We start from the raw sequence: 15,359 nt of genomic DNA on the forward strand, positions 1-15,359 counted from the left end.
CTGCTATACCGCGCCCGCGTCAGCGAGCGCGGTCGAGCAGGATCACGTCCAGGCGGCGCGGCCCGTGCACGCCTTCGACGCGCTCGAGCTCGATGTCGCTCGTGGCCGAGGGACCGGAGATCATGGTGATCGGCGCCGTCGCCTCCACGCGGGCCAGCGCCTCCGGGAAGAGCTCCACCACGGAGTCCAGCGGCACGATGCACACGTGGTGGTCCGGGACCAGGGTGATCGCCCGGCGGCCCTCGTCCGGGCGGCCGCTGAGGAAGATCGTCCCGGTCTCCGCGCAGGAGACCGTCGAGGACGTCACCACCGCGTCCACCTCGTTCAGCGCGTCCACGCTGAGGGGCTCGCGCTCGCCGTCGTGGGCGCCGCGGACCGCGGCCCGCTCCCCCGTGTGGCCCACCGCGGGCTCCGTGATGCGCTCCCGGCCGGCCCCGCGGGAGTCCGCGGGGAGCCAGTCCGGCTCCAGGCCGGCCGGCACCACGTACCGGGCGTCCGGGCCGAGCAGCTCGGCGATGGCCGCGGCCACCGTCTCCTCGGTCTCGTCCCGCACGGAGGCCCGGTAGTCGATCAGCCGATCGCGCAGCATCTCCACCACCTCGGCCCGGTCCCGGGAGGAGGTCCGCCGGTAGGTGCGCTGCACCGGGTCCGCGACCGGCCCGTCCGCCGTCGCCTCGCGGATGCGCCGCAGGATCTCGGCCTTCGCCTCGCTCATCGTCCGTCCTCCTCGACGTGCTCGTCCTCCGGCCGGTCCAGCCCGGTGACGCCGTCCATGGCGACCCGGTGCTCGGTCTCATCCTTGTGGCGGGCCCACCAGTTGCGGAAGGACTCCCGCGGGGGCGCCGGCACGTCGCGCTCGTCGGTCCAGCCGCCGGCGATGCCCGGCAGCCAGCCGAGCACCCGGTCCGGCCCGGCCGCGACCCGGCCCAGCCCCAGACCCCGCTCGGCCAGCGACATGCGCCGACCCGAGGACATCACCACGGACGCGCCCTTCATCGCCACGTCCATCTGCGAGGGCGTGACGGACTCCACCGCCGTCTTGGCGCGGGCCAGGGGGCCGCCGACGGCGTCCTCCTCCGTGCGCAGCGCCTTCCGGGCGGCGTGGGTGGCCTGCACGTCCTCGTCCCGGAGGTGGATGAGGATCGAGGGGATGTCGATGGCCACGGGGCAGACGTCGTAGCACGCCCCGCACAGCGTGGAGGCGTAGGGCAGGGTGCCGTTCTCCCCCGCGTCCACACCGGTGAGCTGCGGGGAGAGGATGGCGCCGATCGGGCCCGGGTAGACCGAGCCGTAGGCGTGGCCGCCGGTCTGCTCGTACACGGGGCACACGTTCATGCACGCCGAGCAGCGGATGCAGTGCAGCGCGGAACGGCCCTTCGGGTCGGACAGCACCGCGGAGCGGCCGTTGTCCAGCAGGACCAGGTGGAACTCCTGGGGACCGTCGCCCTCGGTGACGCCCGTCCACATGGAGGTGTACGGGTTCATCCGCTCGCCCGTGGACGAGCGCGGCAGCAGCTGCAGGAACACCTCGAGGTCCTCGAAGGTGGGCACGAGCTTCTCGATGCCCATCACGGTGATCAGCGTCTCCGGCAGGGTCAGGCACATGCGGCCGTTGCCCTCCGACTCGACGACGGCCAGCGTGCCCGTCTCGGCGACGCCGAAGTTCGCCCCGGAGATCGCCACCTTCGCGCTCAGGAACTTCTCACGCAGGTGCCGGCGTGAGGCCTCGGCCAGGTCGGCCGGCTCGGAGGTGAGGCTCTCGTCCGTCTCCGGCATCTCCCGGAGGAAGATGTCCCGGATCTCCTGGCGGTTGCGGTGGATCGCCGGGACGAGGATGTGGCTGGGCCGGTCGTGGCCGAGCTGGACGATGAGCTCGGCCAGGTCCGTCTCGACGGCGGCCACACCGGCATGCTCGAGCGCGGCGTCCAGGCCGATCTCCTGGGTGGCCATGGACTTGACCTTGATCACCTCGTCCACGCCCTTGGCGGTGACGAGCTCCGTGATGATGCGGTTGGCCTCGGACGCGTCCCGGGCCCAGTGCACGACGCCGCCGCGGGCGGTGACCTCGGACTCGAGCCGCTCGAGGAGCGCGGGCAGGTCCGCCATGACGGACTGCTTCAGCGCGGAGCCGGCGGCGCGCAGCTCCTGCCAGTCCGGCAGCTCCTCGACGACGCCGGCACGCTTGGCACGGATGGTGTGGGTGGCCCGGCGGATGTTGGCGCGCATCTGGCCGTTCTTCAGCTGCTCGCGGGCGGACTCGGGGAACGGGGTGTTCAGCAGGATCTCGCCCTCGCCGTGGACGGGGCGGACGGTGGGCATTCCCAGGCGCACGCGGGTGGGTGCGGTGCTCATCGGCGGGCCTCCTGTACACGGGCGGACAGTCCGCGGCGGACGCCGGCGGACGCGGGGATGGACAGTTCGACGGGGCCGTCGACCTCGAGCGGGTTCTCCCGGGTGGCCGCGAGGATCTCGGCGAGGTGCACGGTGCGCAGCGGGCGGCCGTCCTGGCCGCGCGCCTCTCGACGGTGCATGGCCCCGTCCAGGTGGAGCAGGCAGGACGCGTCGCCGCCCGTGCAGAGGGAGGCGCCGGACGCGGTGACCTTCTCGATCTTCTCCTCCGCGATGGCGGCGGAGACGTCCGGGTTCTTCAGGGAGAAGGTGCCGCCGAAGCCGCAGCACTCCTCGGCGTCCGGCAGCGGTCGCAGGTCGATGTCCGCGACGGTGCGCAGCAGGTCCTCCTGGCGCGAGCCCAGGCGCAGCAGGCGCATGCCGTGGCAGGAGGGGTGGTAGGTCACGGTGTGCGGGAACCAGGAGCCGAGCTGGGCCCCGGCGTCCGTCACCCCGAGGACGTCCGTGAGCAGCTGCGACAGCTCGAGGGTGCGGGAGGCGACGACCTCGGCGTCGCGGGCCAGACCCTCGTCCCCGCCGGAGCGGGCGACGTCCGGCTGCTGGTGGCCGAGCGAGGCCACGCAGGAGGCGGAGGGGGCGACGGCGAGGTCGTAGTCGGCCTTCATGAAGGTGCGGACGTGGTTGCGCACGACGGGCAGGGCGTCCTCCATGTATCCGCTGTTGACGTGCATCTGCGAGCAGCAGACCTGGCCGGGCGGGAAGACGACCTCATGGCCGAGCCGCTCGAGGATGCGGACGGTGGCGAGGGCCACCTTGGGGTACATCGCGTCCACGATGCACGTGGCGAACAGGGCGATTCTCATGCCGGTCTCCGTTCCGGACGGGGCGCCTGGGGCGCCGTGCGGTGCCGCAGCACACGGGTGCCGTAGTGGTCAGACCATATCATGCCAGCTGCTTGCGAGGTGACCGCCCTCACAGTACGCTCCTTGGTCTGACCACAGTGGTCCGACCATCACCGGCCCGACCGGATCCCGCCCCGTCCCCTCGCCCACCGGGAGACCCCCGTGCACACCTTCACCCCCACCCCCGATGCCGCCGGCAGCGTCGCGCTCTCCGCCGCGCTCGGCGTCCTGCCCCTGCTGACGTTCTTCGCCACCCTCCTCGGTCTGCGCCTCAAGGCCTGGCAGTCGGGGCTCGCCGCGCTCGTGGTGGCCCTGCTCGTGGCCGTGCTGGGCTTCCACATGCCGGCCCACCTGGCGGCGCTGGCCGCCGCCCAGGGAGCGACCTTCGGCCTGTTCCCGATCGTCTGGATCGTCGTGATGGCGCTGTGGTTCTACCAGGTCACCGTGCTCTCCGGGCGATTCGACGACATGCGCGCGATCTTCGACTCGCTCGGCGGCGGAGACATCCGCATCCAGGCCGTGCTCATCGCGTTCTGCTTCGGCGGCCTGCTCGAGGCCCTCGCCGGCTTCGGCGCCCCCGTGGCCATCACGGCCACCATGGTGCTCGGCCTGGGTGTGCCCCCGCTGCGGGCGGCCACCGCCGTGCTGCTGGCGAACACCGCGCCCGTGGCCTTCGGCGCCGTGGGCACCCCCATCACCACCGCGGGCACGCTCACCGGCATCCCCGCCACGCACATCGGCGCGATCGTCGGCCACCAGGCCCCGTTCGTGGCCGTGTTCGTGCCGTTCCTGCTCGTGTTCATCATCGACGGGCTGCGCGGCGTGCGGCAGACGTGGCCGGCACTGATCGTGATCGGCGCGAGCTTCGCCGTCGCCATCTGGCTGGCCTCGACCTACTTCTCCTACGAGCTCACCGACGTCGTGGCCTCCCTGGTCTCCCTCGCCGCCGCCGTCCTGCTGCTGCGCTTCTGGCGGCCGCGGGGCGCCGAGGAGGCCCGCCAGCGCCTCGACGCCCCCGCCCGCGCGGCGGCGCAGGACCTCACCCCCGGCCGGATCTTCATGGCCGTGCTGCCCTACATCGTGGTCGTGGCCGTGTTCGCCCTGGCCAAGCTGGTCCCCTCGATCACCGCGGCCCTGAACTCCGCCACCGCCAAGATCCCGTGGCCCGGGCTCGACGGGCACCTCGTCGACGCCTCCGGCGCGCCCCTGGCGAGCACCGTGTACAAGTTCGAGTGGCTGGCCTCCCCCGGCACGCTGCTGCTGATCGCCGGCCTGATCATGGCCGTGGTCTACTCCCGGTTCGACCACGACGGCCGGTTCCCGCTCTCGGTGGGGAACGCGCTCGCCGAGATCGGCCGCTGCTTCGCCCGCATGCGCTGGTCCGCCCTGACGATCGTGATCGTGCTCTCCCTGGCCTACGTCATGAACTTCTCGGGCCAGACGGTCGCCATGGGCACGTGGGTGGCCGGCCTGGGCGCGGCCTTCGTGTTCCTGTCCCCGGTGCTCGGCTGGCTCGGCACCGCCGTGACCGGCTCGGACACCTCCGCGAACGCCCTGTTCTCCACCCTGCAGCAGACCGCCGCCACGAACATCGGCGCCGATCCGGCCCTGCTGGTGGCCGCCAACACCTCCGGCGGCGTCGTGGGCAAGATGATCTCCCCGCAGTCCCTGGCGATCGCCGCGACGGCGGTCGGCATGGAGGGCCGGGAGTCCGAGATCCTGCGCCGCGTGGTGGTGTGGTCGCTCGTGCTCCTGCTGGCGGTGTGCACGCTCGTGTACCTGCAGTCCAACGTGCTGGCGTGGATGCTGCCGGCGGCGGGCTGACCGCCTGCACCACCCGAGCGGGGCGGCGTCCATCGGTAGGATGGACGGTCGCCGCCCCGCCCCCTCGGAAGGTCCGTCCATGACCGCTGCCCCCGCCTACACCATCGTGCTCGACTGGCTCGAGGCCGAGCTGCGCTCCGGCGCCGTGGTCGTGGGGGACAAGCTGCCCGGCGAACGCACCCTGGCCGAACGCTTCGGCATCTCCCGGGCGTCCGTGCGGGAGGCCACCCGGATACTCGAGGCCATGGGCCTGATCCGCGCCAGCGCCGGCTCCGGGCCGAACTCGGGCGCCGTCGTCGTCTCCGAGCCGTCCGCGGCGCTGGGCTGGGCGCTGCGCCTGCACATCGCCACCCGGTCCCTGCCGATGGCCGACGTCGTCGCCGCGCGCGTGCTCCTCGAGACCGATGCGGCGCAGGCGGCCGCCGCCACCTCCGGCGACCCCGAGAGCGTCGCCGTCCTGGCCGAGGTGGAAACCCTGCTGGACCGGATGGACGACCCCGCGCTGCCGGAAGAGGACTTCCACCTGCTCGACACCGAGTTCCATGTGCGGCTGGCCACCCTGGGCGGGAACGTCGTGACGGCGATGATGCTGGACTCCCTGCGTCAGGCGACCATCGGCTACGTGACCGAGACCGTGGCCGGGCTGTCCGACTGGCCCGCCGTGCGCGCCGGCCTGCAGGCCGACCATCGGCGGATCCTGGCCGCCTCCGCCGCCGGGGACGGCCGGGCGGCCGCGCAGGAGCTGCGGGAGCACGTCCTCGGCTTCGCCGCCCTCGCCCAGACCGGCAGGGTGCCCGCCGGCGGCTGAGCCGGCGAAGGGTCCGGCGCGCGCGGGGTCCCGCCGGACGGACGGCTCCGGCGGTTCAGGCGGTGACGCCGTGCACCAGGGCGCCCACGCCCACGGCGGTCAGCGAGCCCAGCGCACAGCAGAACTCCACGAGCATGCCCATGCCCATGGCCGTGAGCGCGCCGATCGAGCTGCTGAGCGCGGCCCGGGCGTCCCGGGTGCGGGCCCACTGGGAGGCGAACAGGCCGACGGCGAAGCCGAGGAACAGACCCACCACCGGGATCACGAAGAACCCGACGGCGGCGCCGGCCACCCCCCACAGGATCGGGCCGCGGGTGACGCGTTCACGTCGCAGCCGTCGGCCGGTCAGCACCGCGGACGCGCTCAGCCCCGCCACGGCGAGACCGGCCGCGATGACGCCGAACGTCCAGGACGCGGGGGAACCCAGCAGCGCGGCCCACCCGAGAGCCGTCACGAGGTTGAGCAGCGAGCCGGGCAGGACGGGGTACACGGTGCCCACCAGCCCCACCAGGAGCAGGAGCACGGCCACGAGGGAGATCAGCGCGGGAGTCACCTCACCAGTATGACGGGACGGGCACCGCGGTGACGTATGCACGGGCGAGCGCGCAGCGGCCCCCGCGCCCTCGCCGGAACGGGCCGGATCGGCTAGATTCGCCGCATGTTGGTCGCCGTGCCCACCGAAGTGAAGAACAACGAGTTCCGTGTCGCCCTGACGCAGGGCGGGGTCCAGGAGCTGGTGCGCGCGGGCCACCAGGTCCTCGTGCAGTCGGGGGCCGGCGTCGGCTCCGGCGCCTCGGACCAGGACTACCGCGACGCCGGCGCCGAACTGGTCGATGACGTCGACGAGCTCTGGCAGCGCGCCGAGCTGGTCCTCAAGGTCAAGGAGCCCCAGCCGGAGGAGTACGGCCGCCTGCGCCGCGGCCAGGTCCTCTTCACCTATCTGCACCTGGCCGCCTCCCCCGCGTGCACGCGGGCGATCCTGGACGCCGGCACGACGGCGATCGCCTACGAGACGGTCACCCGCGGCCGCTCCCTGCCGCTGCTGGCCCCCATGAGCCAGGTGGCCGGCCGCCTGGCCCCCGCCGCGGGCGCCTACCACCTCCTCCAGCCGCAGGGCGGCTCGGGCGTGCTGATGGGCGGCGTGCCCGGCACCCGCCGCGCCCGGGTGGCCGTGATCGGCGGAGGGGTGGCCGGCGAGGCGGCGGCCGTGATCGCCGCGGGCATGGGCGCGGACGTGACCGTCCTGGACATCTCCCTCGAGCGGCTCGCGCAGCTGGACGCCGTCCACCAGGGTCGGATCCGCACGCTGGCCTCGTCCCACCTGAACATCGGCGAGACCGTGGCGGACGCGGACCTCGTGATCGGCTCCGTGCTGATCCCCGGCGCCGCGGCCCCGAAGCTGGTGACCGCCGAGATGGTGGAATCCATGCGGCCCGGCTCCGTGCTGGTGGACATCGCGATCGACCAGGGCGGCTGCTTCGAGAACTCGCGGGCCACCACCCACCAGGATCCGACGTACCTCGTGGGGGACAAGATCTACTACTGCGTCTCCAACATGCCCGGCGCCGTGCCGCAGACCTCCACCTCGGCCCTGACCAACGCGACGCTGCCCTACATCAAGCGCATCGCCGACCTCGGATGGCGTGCGGCGCTGGCCGCGGACGAGGGCTTCGCCGGGGGCCTTAACGCCCACGACGGCGTGCTCACCCTGCCCTCCGTCGCCACGGCCGTGGCCGACGAGCTCGGCCTGGACCCCCGGAAGGACGTCCGCCTCACCTCCGAGGTGCTCGCGGAGGCCTGAGCCCCGCGAGGAACGCCCGGTGGAAGGACCAGTCGCCGGTCACCTCGGGGTGGAAGGCCGTGGCGAGCAGGTGGCCCTGCCGCACGGCCACGGGCAGCCGCGCGTCGCCGTCGAGCCCCGGGTCCGCCGCGGGCACGGACAGACGCGACGCCGGCACGCTCGCCAGGACCTCGACGCCCTCCCCCGCCTGGAGGACGGCGGGGGCGCGGATGAACACGGCGTGCACCGGCTCCGCCGCGACCGCGGGGATGTCCAGGTCCTCCTCGAACGAGTCCACCTGCGCGCCGAAGGCGTTGCGCCGCACGGCCACGTCCAGCACGCCGAGCCCGCCCTGATCCGGCGCCGGGTTGCGGATCTCGCGGGCCAGCATGATCAGCCCCGCGCACGTGCCGTAGGCGGGCAGCCCGTCGCGGAGGGCGGCGATGAGCGGGTCCTTGAGCCCCATGATCCGGGCGAGGCGGTCCATCACGGAGGACTCGCCGCCGGGCAGCACGATGCCGTCCAGACCCTCGAGGTCCGCGGGGCGGCGCACGGGGCGCGTGCGCGCGCCGAGGGACTCGAGCACGTGGGCGTGCTCCCGCACGTCGCCCTGGAGGGCGAACACGCCGACGGTCTTCTGTGGACTCACCAGCCGCGCTCGGCCAGGCGGTGCGGGGCGGGCAGGTCGCCCACGTTGATGCCCACCATGGCCTCGCCCAGGCCGCGGGAGGCCTCGGCGACCGCCATCGGGTCGTCGAACTGGGCGGTGGCCTTGACGATGGCGCGGGCGCGCTCGGCCGGGTTGCCGGACTTGAAGATGCCGGAGCCCACGAACACGCCGTCGGCGCCCATCTGCATCATCAGGGCCGCGTCGGCCGGGGTGGCCACGCCGCCGGCGGTGAACATCACGACGGGCAGGGCACCGGTCTCGGCGACCTCGCGCACCAGCTCGTACGGTGCCTGCAGCTCCTTCGCGGCCACGTACAGCTCATCCTGGGCCAGGCCCTGGAGCTGGGCGATCTCCTTGCGGATGGTGCGGATGTGCTTCACGGCCTCGGAGACGTCGCCGGTGCCGGCCTCGCCCTTGGACCGGATCATGGCCGCGCCCTCGGTGATGCGGCGCAGGGCCTCGCCGAGGTTGGTGGCGCCGCACACGAAGGGCACGTCGAAGTCCCACTTGTCGATGTGGTTCACGTAGTCCGCCGGGGAGAGCACCTCGGACTCGTCGATGAAGTCCACCTTGAGCGCCTGCAGCACCTGGGCCTCCACGAAGTGGCCGATGCGCGCCTTGGCCATCACGGGGATGGACACGGCCTCGACGATGCCGTCGATCAGGTCGGGGTCGGACATGCGGGCCACGCCGCCCTGGGCGCGGATGTCGGCCGGGACCCGCTCGAGCGCCATGACGGCCACGGCGCCGGCGTCCTCGGCGATGCGCGCCTGCTCCGCGTTGACGACGTCCATGATCACGCCGCCCTTCATCATGTCCGCCAGGCCGCGCTTGACGCGGGTCGTGCCGGTGCCGCGGGCGCCGTCGTCGGCGGCGGAGGCGGTGGAGGCGGAGAAGCTGCGGGCGCGCTCGTCGCTCATGGTGGTCCTTCCGAAGGGGTGGCGGCCCCGGCCGCGGGGCGGCTGGCCGGGGCGAAGACGCGGTCAACTCTAGTCCCCCGGCGGCGCAGCCCGGCCCGCGTCACGGACGACGACGTCACCCGGCCCCGTGCCGGCGCAGCGTGCGGCGTCGGCGCCACACGACGAACGCAGCCACGGCCGCGAGGATCAGCACGAGGGCGAGGACACCCCGGCCCTCTCCGAGCGCCGCGCCGATGACGGCCCACACCACGGCCATCCCGACGGTCCCGTACACCACGCCCCACAGGAACGTGCCGAGCGCGGCCGCCGGCAGGAACCGGCGCCAGGGCATGCGGGCGACGCCGGCGGAGCCGATCACCGCCGTCTGGATGCCCACCGTGAGGTAGCAGAACGGGATGGCCCACACCCCGTGGCGCTGGATGAAGCGCTGGGCGCGGACATAGACGGGCCCCTCCATCACGCGGGCGAACCAGCGGGTCCGCTCGACGCCGGAGGCCAGCCCCCGCCCGAGCGAGAACACGATCAGGGTGCGCAGGATCGCCAGCATCCAGAAGAACCCGATGGACCACAGCAGCGGCAGCCCGTCGATCCACGCCATCATGGGCGGAGCCACCCGTCGGTGCGGGGACTCATGCGCGCGCCCCGGCCGTGCTCACGCGTTCCAGAGCCCGTACGAGTCCGCGAGGTCCGCGATCTTCTGGGCGCGCAGCACGCGGGGCAGGTACGAACCGTCGCCGACGGCGGCGCCCTGAGCATGCTTCTCGAGCAGGTCGCGGGCCCACGCGAGCTCGTCCTCGGACGGGGACATCGCCCGGTTGACCCAGTCCACCTGATCCCGGTTCAGGACGAGGCGGCCGGTCATGCCCATCGAGGCGGTGACGGCGCTGGAGTCGACGACCGCGTCCTCACCGTCCGCGTTGCCGGGCGGTCCGTCGATCGCCCCGGGCAGACCGCCCACGCGGGAGGCGATCACCATGCGGGAGCGGGCGTAGGCCATGGCCAGCGGGTCCTCGCCGACGCCGACGTCCTTGCGGAAGTCGTTCACGCCGAAGGCGAGACGGAACGTGCCCGGCGCCTTGGCCACGGCCGTGGCGTTCTCGATGCCCAGGGCGGACTCCAGCAGGGCGATCACCGGGGTGCCGGCGCGCAGACGCATCGCGGTGAACGTGACCTGCTCCGGCTCCTCGGTCTCGGCCAGCACGACGCCGCGCACGCCGTCGAGACCCGCGAGCGCCTCGAGGTCCCGCTGCCAGTGGTCCGTGGAGGTCGCGGAGATGCGCACCCACGCCGTCATGCCGCCGGAGAGGGCGTCCACGACGTGCTGGCGGGCCGCGTCCTTCTGCTCCTCCGGCACGGCGGCCTCGAGGTCGAAGATGACGGAGTCGGCCTCGGAGGCCAGGGCGGGGGCGAACGCGTCGGGGGTGGCCGCGTTGACCAGCAGCCAGGAGCGGCTGAGCTTGGCGGGCAGGGCGGCGGCGCGACGGTTCCTCACGGGCATGGCCTCCAGCCTAGCCCGCCGCGGCCGTCCGCCCGCGGGCCCCTTCCCACCCGCGGGAGGCCTCACATCCGCTCGCGGCGGGCGAGACGGACGGCCGTAGCATGGAGAGGCCGTCGGTCCGTCCGACGCCGCCGACCCCCGACCGCCAGGAGTACCCGATGCGCCCGCCCTCCCCTTCCCGCGCCCTGCGGATCACGGGTGCCGTGGCCGCCGCGTGCCTGCTGGCCGGCTGCGCGGTCGACCCCGGACTGGCCGAGGATTCGGCGTCCGACGACGGCGTGCCCCTGCCCGCGACGGAGGGGTATCAGCCGCTGACGGTCTACCTCGCCGTCGCGGAACCGGAGGCGGTCCCGGGGACGAGCGGCCGGCCCTTCGGCTGCGGCGACCTGCTGGTGCCCGTGCAGACCGTGCCGACGGACACCGAGGACGAGGCGGACGCCGCCCTGGACTTCCTGTTCGCGGACGAGCGCGGCTGGCACGGCGACCCGTCGCTGTGGAACGCCGTGTTCGACGTGCGCGAGACCCTCACCCCGACCGGGCACCGCCGCGAGGGCGACGTGGAGATCTTCACCTTCACCGGCACCGTGACGCCGGAGGACGAGTGCACGGCCGAGCGGATCCGCGCCCAGCTGCAGGCGACCGCCGCCGCCTTCACGTCAGCGGGACAGGTCCGGCTCGAGGTGGACGGCCGGGACCTCGACGACGTGCTGGGGCTCGAGCCGCTCCGCCTCGGCGAGCCCGTGGACGTCCCGCAGGGGGACCCCGCGCCGAGTGGGGAGCCGAGCGACGGATCCGGTGAGCAGACGTGGGCGCCGGACGAGGAGTCGTCGTGGGGTCCCGCCGAGCCGACCCAGGGCACGTGGTCCCCCGGCCAGGAGCCGAGCGCCCCCTGACCGGGCGACCCGCCGTCGTCGCCCGTCATCGGGCCTGCATCGTCGGCCGCGTCGTGCTATAGGGTGCCGAGCGTGCGGAACCTCCGAGAACACCTGTCCCAGCGCGCCGTCGGCGTGAAGCAGTCCGCGGTCCGCGACGTCTTCGACATCGCGATGGACCCGAACCTCATCTCGCTCGCGGGCGGGAACCCGTGGCTCGCCGACCTGCCCCTCGACGAGCTGGGCCGGATCGCCTCCGACCTGATGACCCGGTTCGGCACGGAGTCCCTGCAGTACGGCCCGGGCCAGGGCACCGAGGAGATGCGTGCCGCCGCGACCGCCGTGATGGCCGCCGACGGCATCCCGGACGCGGATCCCGACCTCGTGGTCATCACCCCCGGCTCGCAGGCCGCGATCGACACCGCCTGCCGGGCGTTCGCGAACCCGGGCGACGTCGTCGTGGTGGAGGACCCCACGTTCGTGGGCGCGTTGACCACCTTCACCACCTGGCAGCTCGAGGCCGTGGCCACGGGCACCGACGACCACGGCCTGGTGCCCGCGGCCCTCGACGAGACCCTGACCCGCCTGGCCGCCGAGGGCCGCCGCGTGGCCTTCCTCTACACGATCCCCTCGTTCGCGAACCCCTCGGGCGCCCTGCTGCCCCCGGGCCGCCGCGCCGAGGTGGGCGCGATCTGCGAGAAGCACGGCGTGCTCATCGTGGAGGACAACCCGTACGGGCAGATCGCGTTCGACGGCGAGCCCGTCGCCCCGATCGCCGCAGACCACCGGGACAACGTGGTCCACCTCGGCACGATGTCCAAGATCTTCTCCCCGGGCGTGCGCATCGGCTGGGCGCTCGTGCCGGCCGCGCTCAAGCGCGAGTTCTACCTGTGCGCGGAGTCCGCCTACATCCACGCGTCCACGTACTCGCAGATGCTCTCCACCGCCTTCGTCACGCAGCTGGACTGGCAGGGCCACGTCCGCCACGTGACCGGGCTGTACCGCGAGCGGGCCGCGGCGCTCGTGGACGCGGTGCGTGAGCACTGGGACCCGGCGGTCGAGTTCATCACCCCGCAGGGCGGCTTCTTCCTGTGGGCCACCCTGCCGGCCGGGGTGGACACCCTCGAGGTGATGCACCGCGGCATCGAGGCGGGCGCGGTGTTCGTGCCGGGGGCGGCCTTCACCCCCGTCGAGGGCACGCACTCCACCCTGCGCCTGGCGTACTCGTTCGTGGCGGCCGAGAAGCTCCTGGAGGGCGTGCGGCGCCTGGCCCCGGCGGTGAACGAGTCGATCGACCGGGCCCGCTGAGCCGCGGCGGGCGCCCACGACGACGTCGGCCCGGCGCGTCTGCCGGACGTGCGACCTCTTCCCCGAGCCCGCGAGATCGTATACGATCTCGACCATGACGCAGAGCACACCGGATCCCACGCCCACCGTCACCGAGCACGACTTCACCGTCCGGGAGAACCGGCCGGGCAAGGTGCTCGCCGTCCACCTGAACTACCCCTCCCGCATCGCCCAGCGCGGCCGGTCCCCGCAGGCCCCCGGCTACTTCCTCAAGGCCGGCACCTCCCTCGCCCGCACCGGCGACACCATCGAGCGCCCCGCCGGCACCGAGCTGCTCGCCTACGAGGGCGAGATCGCGCTGATCATCGGCCGCACCGCCCGGCGCGTCAGCCCGAAGGAGGGCTGGTCGCACGTCTCCGGCATCACCGCCGCCAACGACTGGGGCCTCTACGACCTCCGCCACGCGGACAAGGGCTCCAACGTCAAGAACAAGTCCGGCGACGGCTACACCCCGCTCGGCCCCGCGGTGATCTCCGCCGCGGGCCTGGACCCGGCCGCCCTGCGCGTGCGCACCTGGGTCAACGGCGAGATCGTCCAGGACGACACCACCGAGGGCCTCGTCTTCCCGTTCGGCCAGCTCGTGGCCGACCTCTCGCAGCTCATGACGCTCGAGGAGGGCGACGTCATCCTCACCGGCACCCCCGCCGGGTCCTCCGTGGCCCAGCCGGGCGACGTCGTCGAGGTGGAGGTGGACGCCCCCAGCGCCCCCGGCGCACCGACCACCGGCCGCCTGGTGACGACGGTCGTCGACTCGGAGCACTCCCTGGCCCCGTTCGGCGCGCAGCCGCAGGTGGACGACGTGCAGCGCGAGGAGGCCTGGGGCTCCCGCGAGGCCGCCGGCCTGGCCCCGCAGGCCGCGGCGCCGTCGTCGTCCGCGGTGGACGAGAACGGCCACTGGGTCGCGAGCGCCCCGCAGCCGGACCGCTCCCTGCTGACCCCGGAGCTGCGCGCCAAGATCGACGCCATCGCGGTGGCCACCCTCACCGCCCAGCTGCAGAAGCGCGGCGTCCAGAACGCGACCATCGACGGCCCGCGCCCGATCCACCGGGGTCGGCGCGTCCTCGGCTACGCCAAGACCCTGCGCTACATCCCCAAGCGCGAGGACCTGGCCAAGGAGTTCGGCGGCGGCTTCAACGCCCAGAAGCGGGCCATCGACTCGGTGCAGCCGGACGACGTGGTGGTCATGGAGGCCCGTGGCGAGCACGGCACCGGCACCCTCGGGGACGTCCTGGCCCTGCGCGCCCAGGTGAACGGCGCGAACGCCGTGATCACGGACGGCGGCATCCGCGACTCCGCCGCCGTCGCCGAGGTCGGCCTCCAGGTGTACGCCGGCGCCACGCACCCGGCCGTGCTGGGCCGCCGTCACATCCCCTGGGAGGTCGGCGGCACCATCGCCTGCGGCGGCACCACCGTGCAGCCCGGCGACATCATCGTCGGCGACGACGACGGTGTGGTGGTCATCCCGCCGTCCCTGCTCCAGGAGGTCGTGGACGACGCCTACGAGCAGGAGCTCCAGGACGCCTGGGCGTACGAGCAGGTCAAGGCCGGCCACCCGGTGGACGGGATGTTCCCCCCGAACGCCGAGTGGAAGGCCAAATTCGACGAGTACCGCAAGACCCTGCCGGACGCCCCGGCCCCGGAGGGCGACGGGCGAGCATGAGCCGTACGGGCATCGGAACGGTCAGCCTCGGAAGCGCCCCCGTCTCCAAGGCGGACCGTGCCTACCAGGCGATCCTGGAGGGGATCCGGGACCAGCGCCACGAGCCGGGCGATCGGCTGGTGCTGTCCCAGATCGCCGCGGAGCTGGGCATGTCCGTGGTGCCCGTGCGGGAGGCGATCCGCCGCCTGCAGTCCGAGAAGCTGGTGGCCTACGAGCGCAACGTGGGCGCCACCGTGGTGGGCATCGACCCGGTCGAGTACCGCCACACCATGGAGACGCTGGCGCTGGTGGAGGGGTTCTCCACCGCCCAGTGCGCCCCGCACGTGACCGCCGAGGACCTCGCGGCGGCCCGCGAGGTGAACGCGACCATGCGCGCGATGACGGAGTCGGAGACGGCCTGGGACCCGGTGACGTTCACCGAGCTCAACCGCCGCTTCCACTCGATCCTGTTCGAGCATCACCAGAACGAGCACGTGCACGACCTGGTGCACCGCGGCTGGAACCGCCTGGCCGCGCTGCGCTCCTCCACGTTCGCGTACGTGCCCGGCCGGGCGGTGGCCTCCGTGGACGAGCACGAGCACCTGCTGCGCCTGATCGAGGACGGGGCGCGCTTCGAGGAGATCGAGGCCGCCGCCCGCGCCCACCGCCTGAACACCCTGCGCGCCTACCTGGAGCACAGCGCCGAGCCGTCCGCGTGACCGCCGGCCGGACCGGCGCCGACGTCGTCGG

15 protein-coding genes are annotated in these 15,359 nt (G+C 73.5%); 7 read left to right on the forward strand and 8 right to left on the reverse strand.

The annotated features are described in order from the left end of the window. Window positions 1-19: 19 nt before the first annotated feature. Genes AC3RJ9_RS09355 through AC3RJ9_RS09365 form a run of 3 tightly spaced genes read right to left on the reverse strand, consistent with a single transcriptional unit; the run spans window position 20 to window position 3,212 of the window. A complete protein-coding gene (locus AC3RJ9_RS09355; RefSeq protein ID WP_044658796.1) occupies window positions 20-715 on the reverse strand; it encodes a LutC/YkgG family protein in 696 nt (231 codons plus the stop codon). Then, entirely contained in the window at window positions 712-2,352 is a 1,641-nt protein-coding gene (locus AC3RJ9_RS09360) for a LutB/LldF family L-lactate oxidation iron-sulfur protein (protein ID WP_144862389.1), read from the reverse strand. Before AC3RJ9_RS09360 ends, AC3RJ9_RS09355 begins: the two co-directional genes overlap by 4 nt. Beyond that, window positions 2,349-3,212 carry a (Fe-S)-binding protein gene (locus tag AC3RJ9_RS09365; RefSeq protein ID WP_489727650.1) on the reverse strand — a complete coding sequence of 288 codons (864 nt, stop codon included), beginning with the start codon at window positions 3,210-3,212 and terminating at the stop codon, window positions 2,349-2,351. Before AC3RJ9_RS09365 ends, AC3RJ9_RS09360 begins: the two co-directional genes overlap by 4 nt. A gap of 201 nt (window positions 3,213-3,413) precedes the next feature. On the opposite strand from AC3RJ9_RS09365, the gene AC3RJ9_RS09370 reads away from it, so the two are divergent. Beyond that, window positions 3,414-5,075, forward strand: coding sequence for an L-lactate permease (locus AC3RJ9_RS09370; RefSeq protein WP_020628227.1), 1,662 nt, complete (start codon window positions 3,414-3,416; stop codon window positions 5,073-5,075). 79 nt (window positions 5,076-5,154) lie between these two features. After that, a complete protein-coding gene (locus tag AC3RJ9_RS09375) occupies window positions 5,155-5,883 on the forward strand; it encodes a FadR/GntR family transcriptional regulator (protein ID WP_159833528.1) in 729 nt (242 codons plus the stop codon). A 55-nt stretch (window positions 5,884-5,938) separates the two neighbouring features. Here the strand turns inward: AC3RJ9_RS09375 and AC3RJ9_RS09380 are convergent, their stop codons facing one another. Further along, entirely contained in the window at window positions 5,939-6,436 is a 498-nt protein-coding gene (locus AC3RJ9_RS09380) for a DUF456 domain-containing protein (protein ID WP_036339666.1), read from the reverse strand. Between the two features lie 105 nt (window positions 6,437-6,541). Here AC3RJ9_RS09380 and ald point away from each other — a divergent pair, with 105 nt between their 5' ends. Continuing rightward, window positions 6,542-7,684 carry an alanine dehydrogenase gene (gene ald, locus AC3RJ9_RS09385; RefSeq protein WP_159833530.1) on the forward strand — a complete coding sequence of 381 codons (1,143 nt, stop codon included), beginning with the start codon at window positions 6,542-6,544 and terminating at the stop codon, window positions 7,682-7,684. On the opposite strand, the gene pdxT is transcribed toward ald, so the two are convergent. From pdxT to AC3RJ9_RS09405, 4 genes are all read right to left on the reverse strand, one after another. Beyond that, window positions 7,656-8,312 (reverse strand): pyridoxal 5'-phosphate synthase glutaminase subunit PdxT, encoded by a 657-nt coding sequence (pdxT, locus tag AC3RJ9_RS09390; protein ID WP_201294450.1) that lies wholly within the window; start codon window positions 8,310-8,312, stop codon window positions 7,656-7,658. The two genes, ald and pdxT, sit on opposite strands and share 29 nt — an antisense overlap. Continuing rightward, a complete protein-coding gene (gene pdxS, locus AC3RJ9_RS09395; RefSeq protein WP_036313496.1) occupies window positions 8,309-9,253 on the reverse strand; it encodes a pyridoxal 5'-phosphate synthase lyase subunit PdxS in 945 nt (314 codons plus the stop codon). Before pdxS ends, pdxT begins: the two co-directional genes overlap by 4 nt. 115 nt (window positions 9,254-9,368) lie before the next feature. Continuing rightward, on the reverse strand, window positions 9,369-9,854 hold the full coding sequence (locus AC3RJ9_RS09400; RefSeq protein ID WP_041102620.1) for a DedA family protein: 486 nt from the start codon (window positions 9,852-9,854) through the stop codon (window positions 9,369-9,371). 51 nt (window positions 9,855-9,905) lie between these two features. Continuing rightward, entirely contained in the window at window positions 9,906-10,751 is an 846-nt protein-coding gene (locus AC3RJ9_RS09405; RefSeq protein WP_113914326.1) for an HpcH/HpaI aldolase/citrate lyase family protein, read from the reverse strand. A 158-nt stretch (window positions 10,752-10,909) separates the two neighbouring features. Between AC3RJ9_RS09405 and AC3RJ9_RS09410 the strand changes: the two genes are divergently transcribed. The 4 genes from AC3RJ9_RS09410 to AC3RJ9_RS09425 all read left to right on the forward strand — a co-directional run bounded on the left by AC3RJ9_RS09410 (window position 10,910) and on the right by AC3RJ9_RS09425 (window position 15,328). Continuing rightward, window positions 10,910-11,644, forward strand: coding sequence for a hypothetical protein (locus AC3RJ9_RS09410; protein WP_159833532.1), 735 nt, complete (start codon window positions 10,910-10,912; stop codon window positions 11,642-11,644). Between the two features lie 72 nt (window positions 11,645-11,716). Then, window positions 11,717-12,931 (forward strand): aminotransferase-like domain-containing protein, encoded by a 1,215-nt coding sequence (locus AC3RJ9_RS09415; protein WP_170748015.1) that lies wholly within the window; start codon window positions 11,717-11,719, stop codon window positions 12,929-12,931. A gap of 94 nt (window positions 12,932-13,025) precedes the next feature. Further along, window positions 13,026-14,630 carry a fumarylacetoacetate hydrolase family protein gene (locus AC3RJ9_RS09420; protein ID WP_070708900.1) on the forward strand — a complete coding sequence of 535 codons (1,605 nt, stop codon included), beginning with the start codon at window positions 13,026-13,028 and terminating at the stop codon, window positions 14,628-14,630. Then, window positions 14,627-15,328, forward strand: a complete 702-nt coding sequence (locus AC3RJ9_RS09425) for a GntR family transcriptional regulator (protein ID WP_070708901.1) — start codon at window positions 14,627-14,629, stop codon at window positions 15,326-15,328. The genes AC3RJ9_RS09420 and AC3RJ9_RS09425 overlap by 4 nt, the downstream gene beginning before the upstream one ends. Window positions 15,329-15,359: the final 31 nt, after the last annotated feature.

It is taken from the genome of Micrococcus sp. 63XJN7_6_ISO-PGPR-S23-444, from assembly GCF_058072765.1.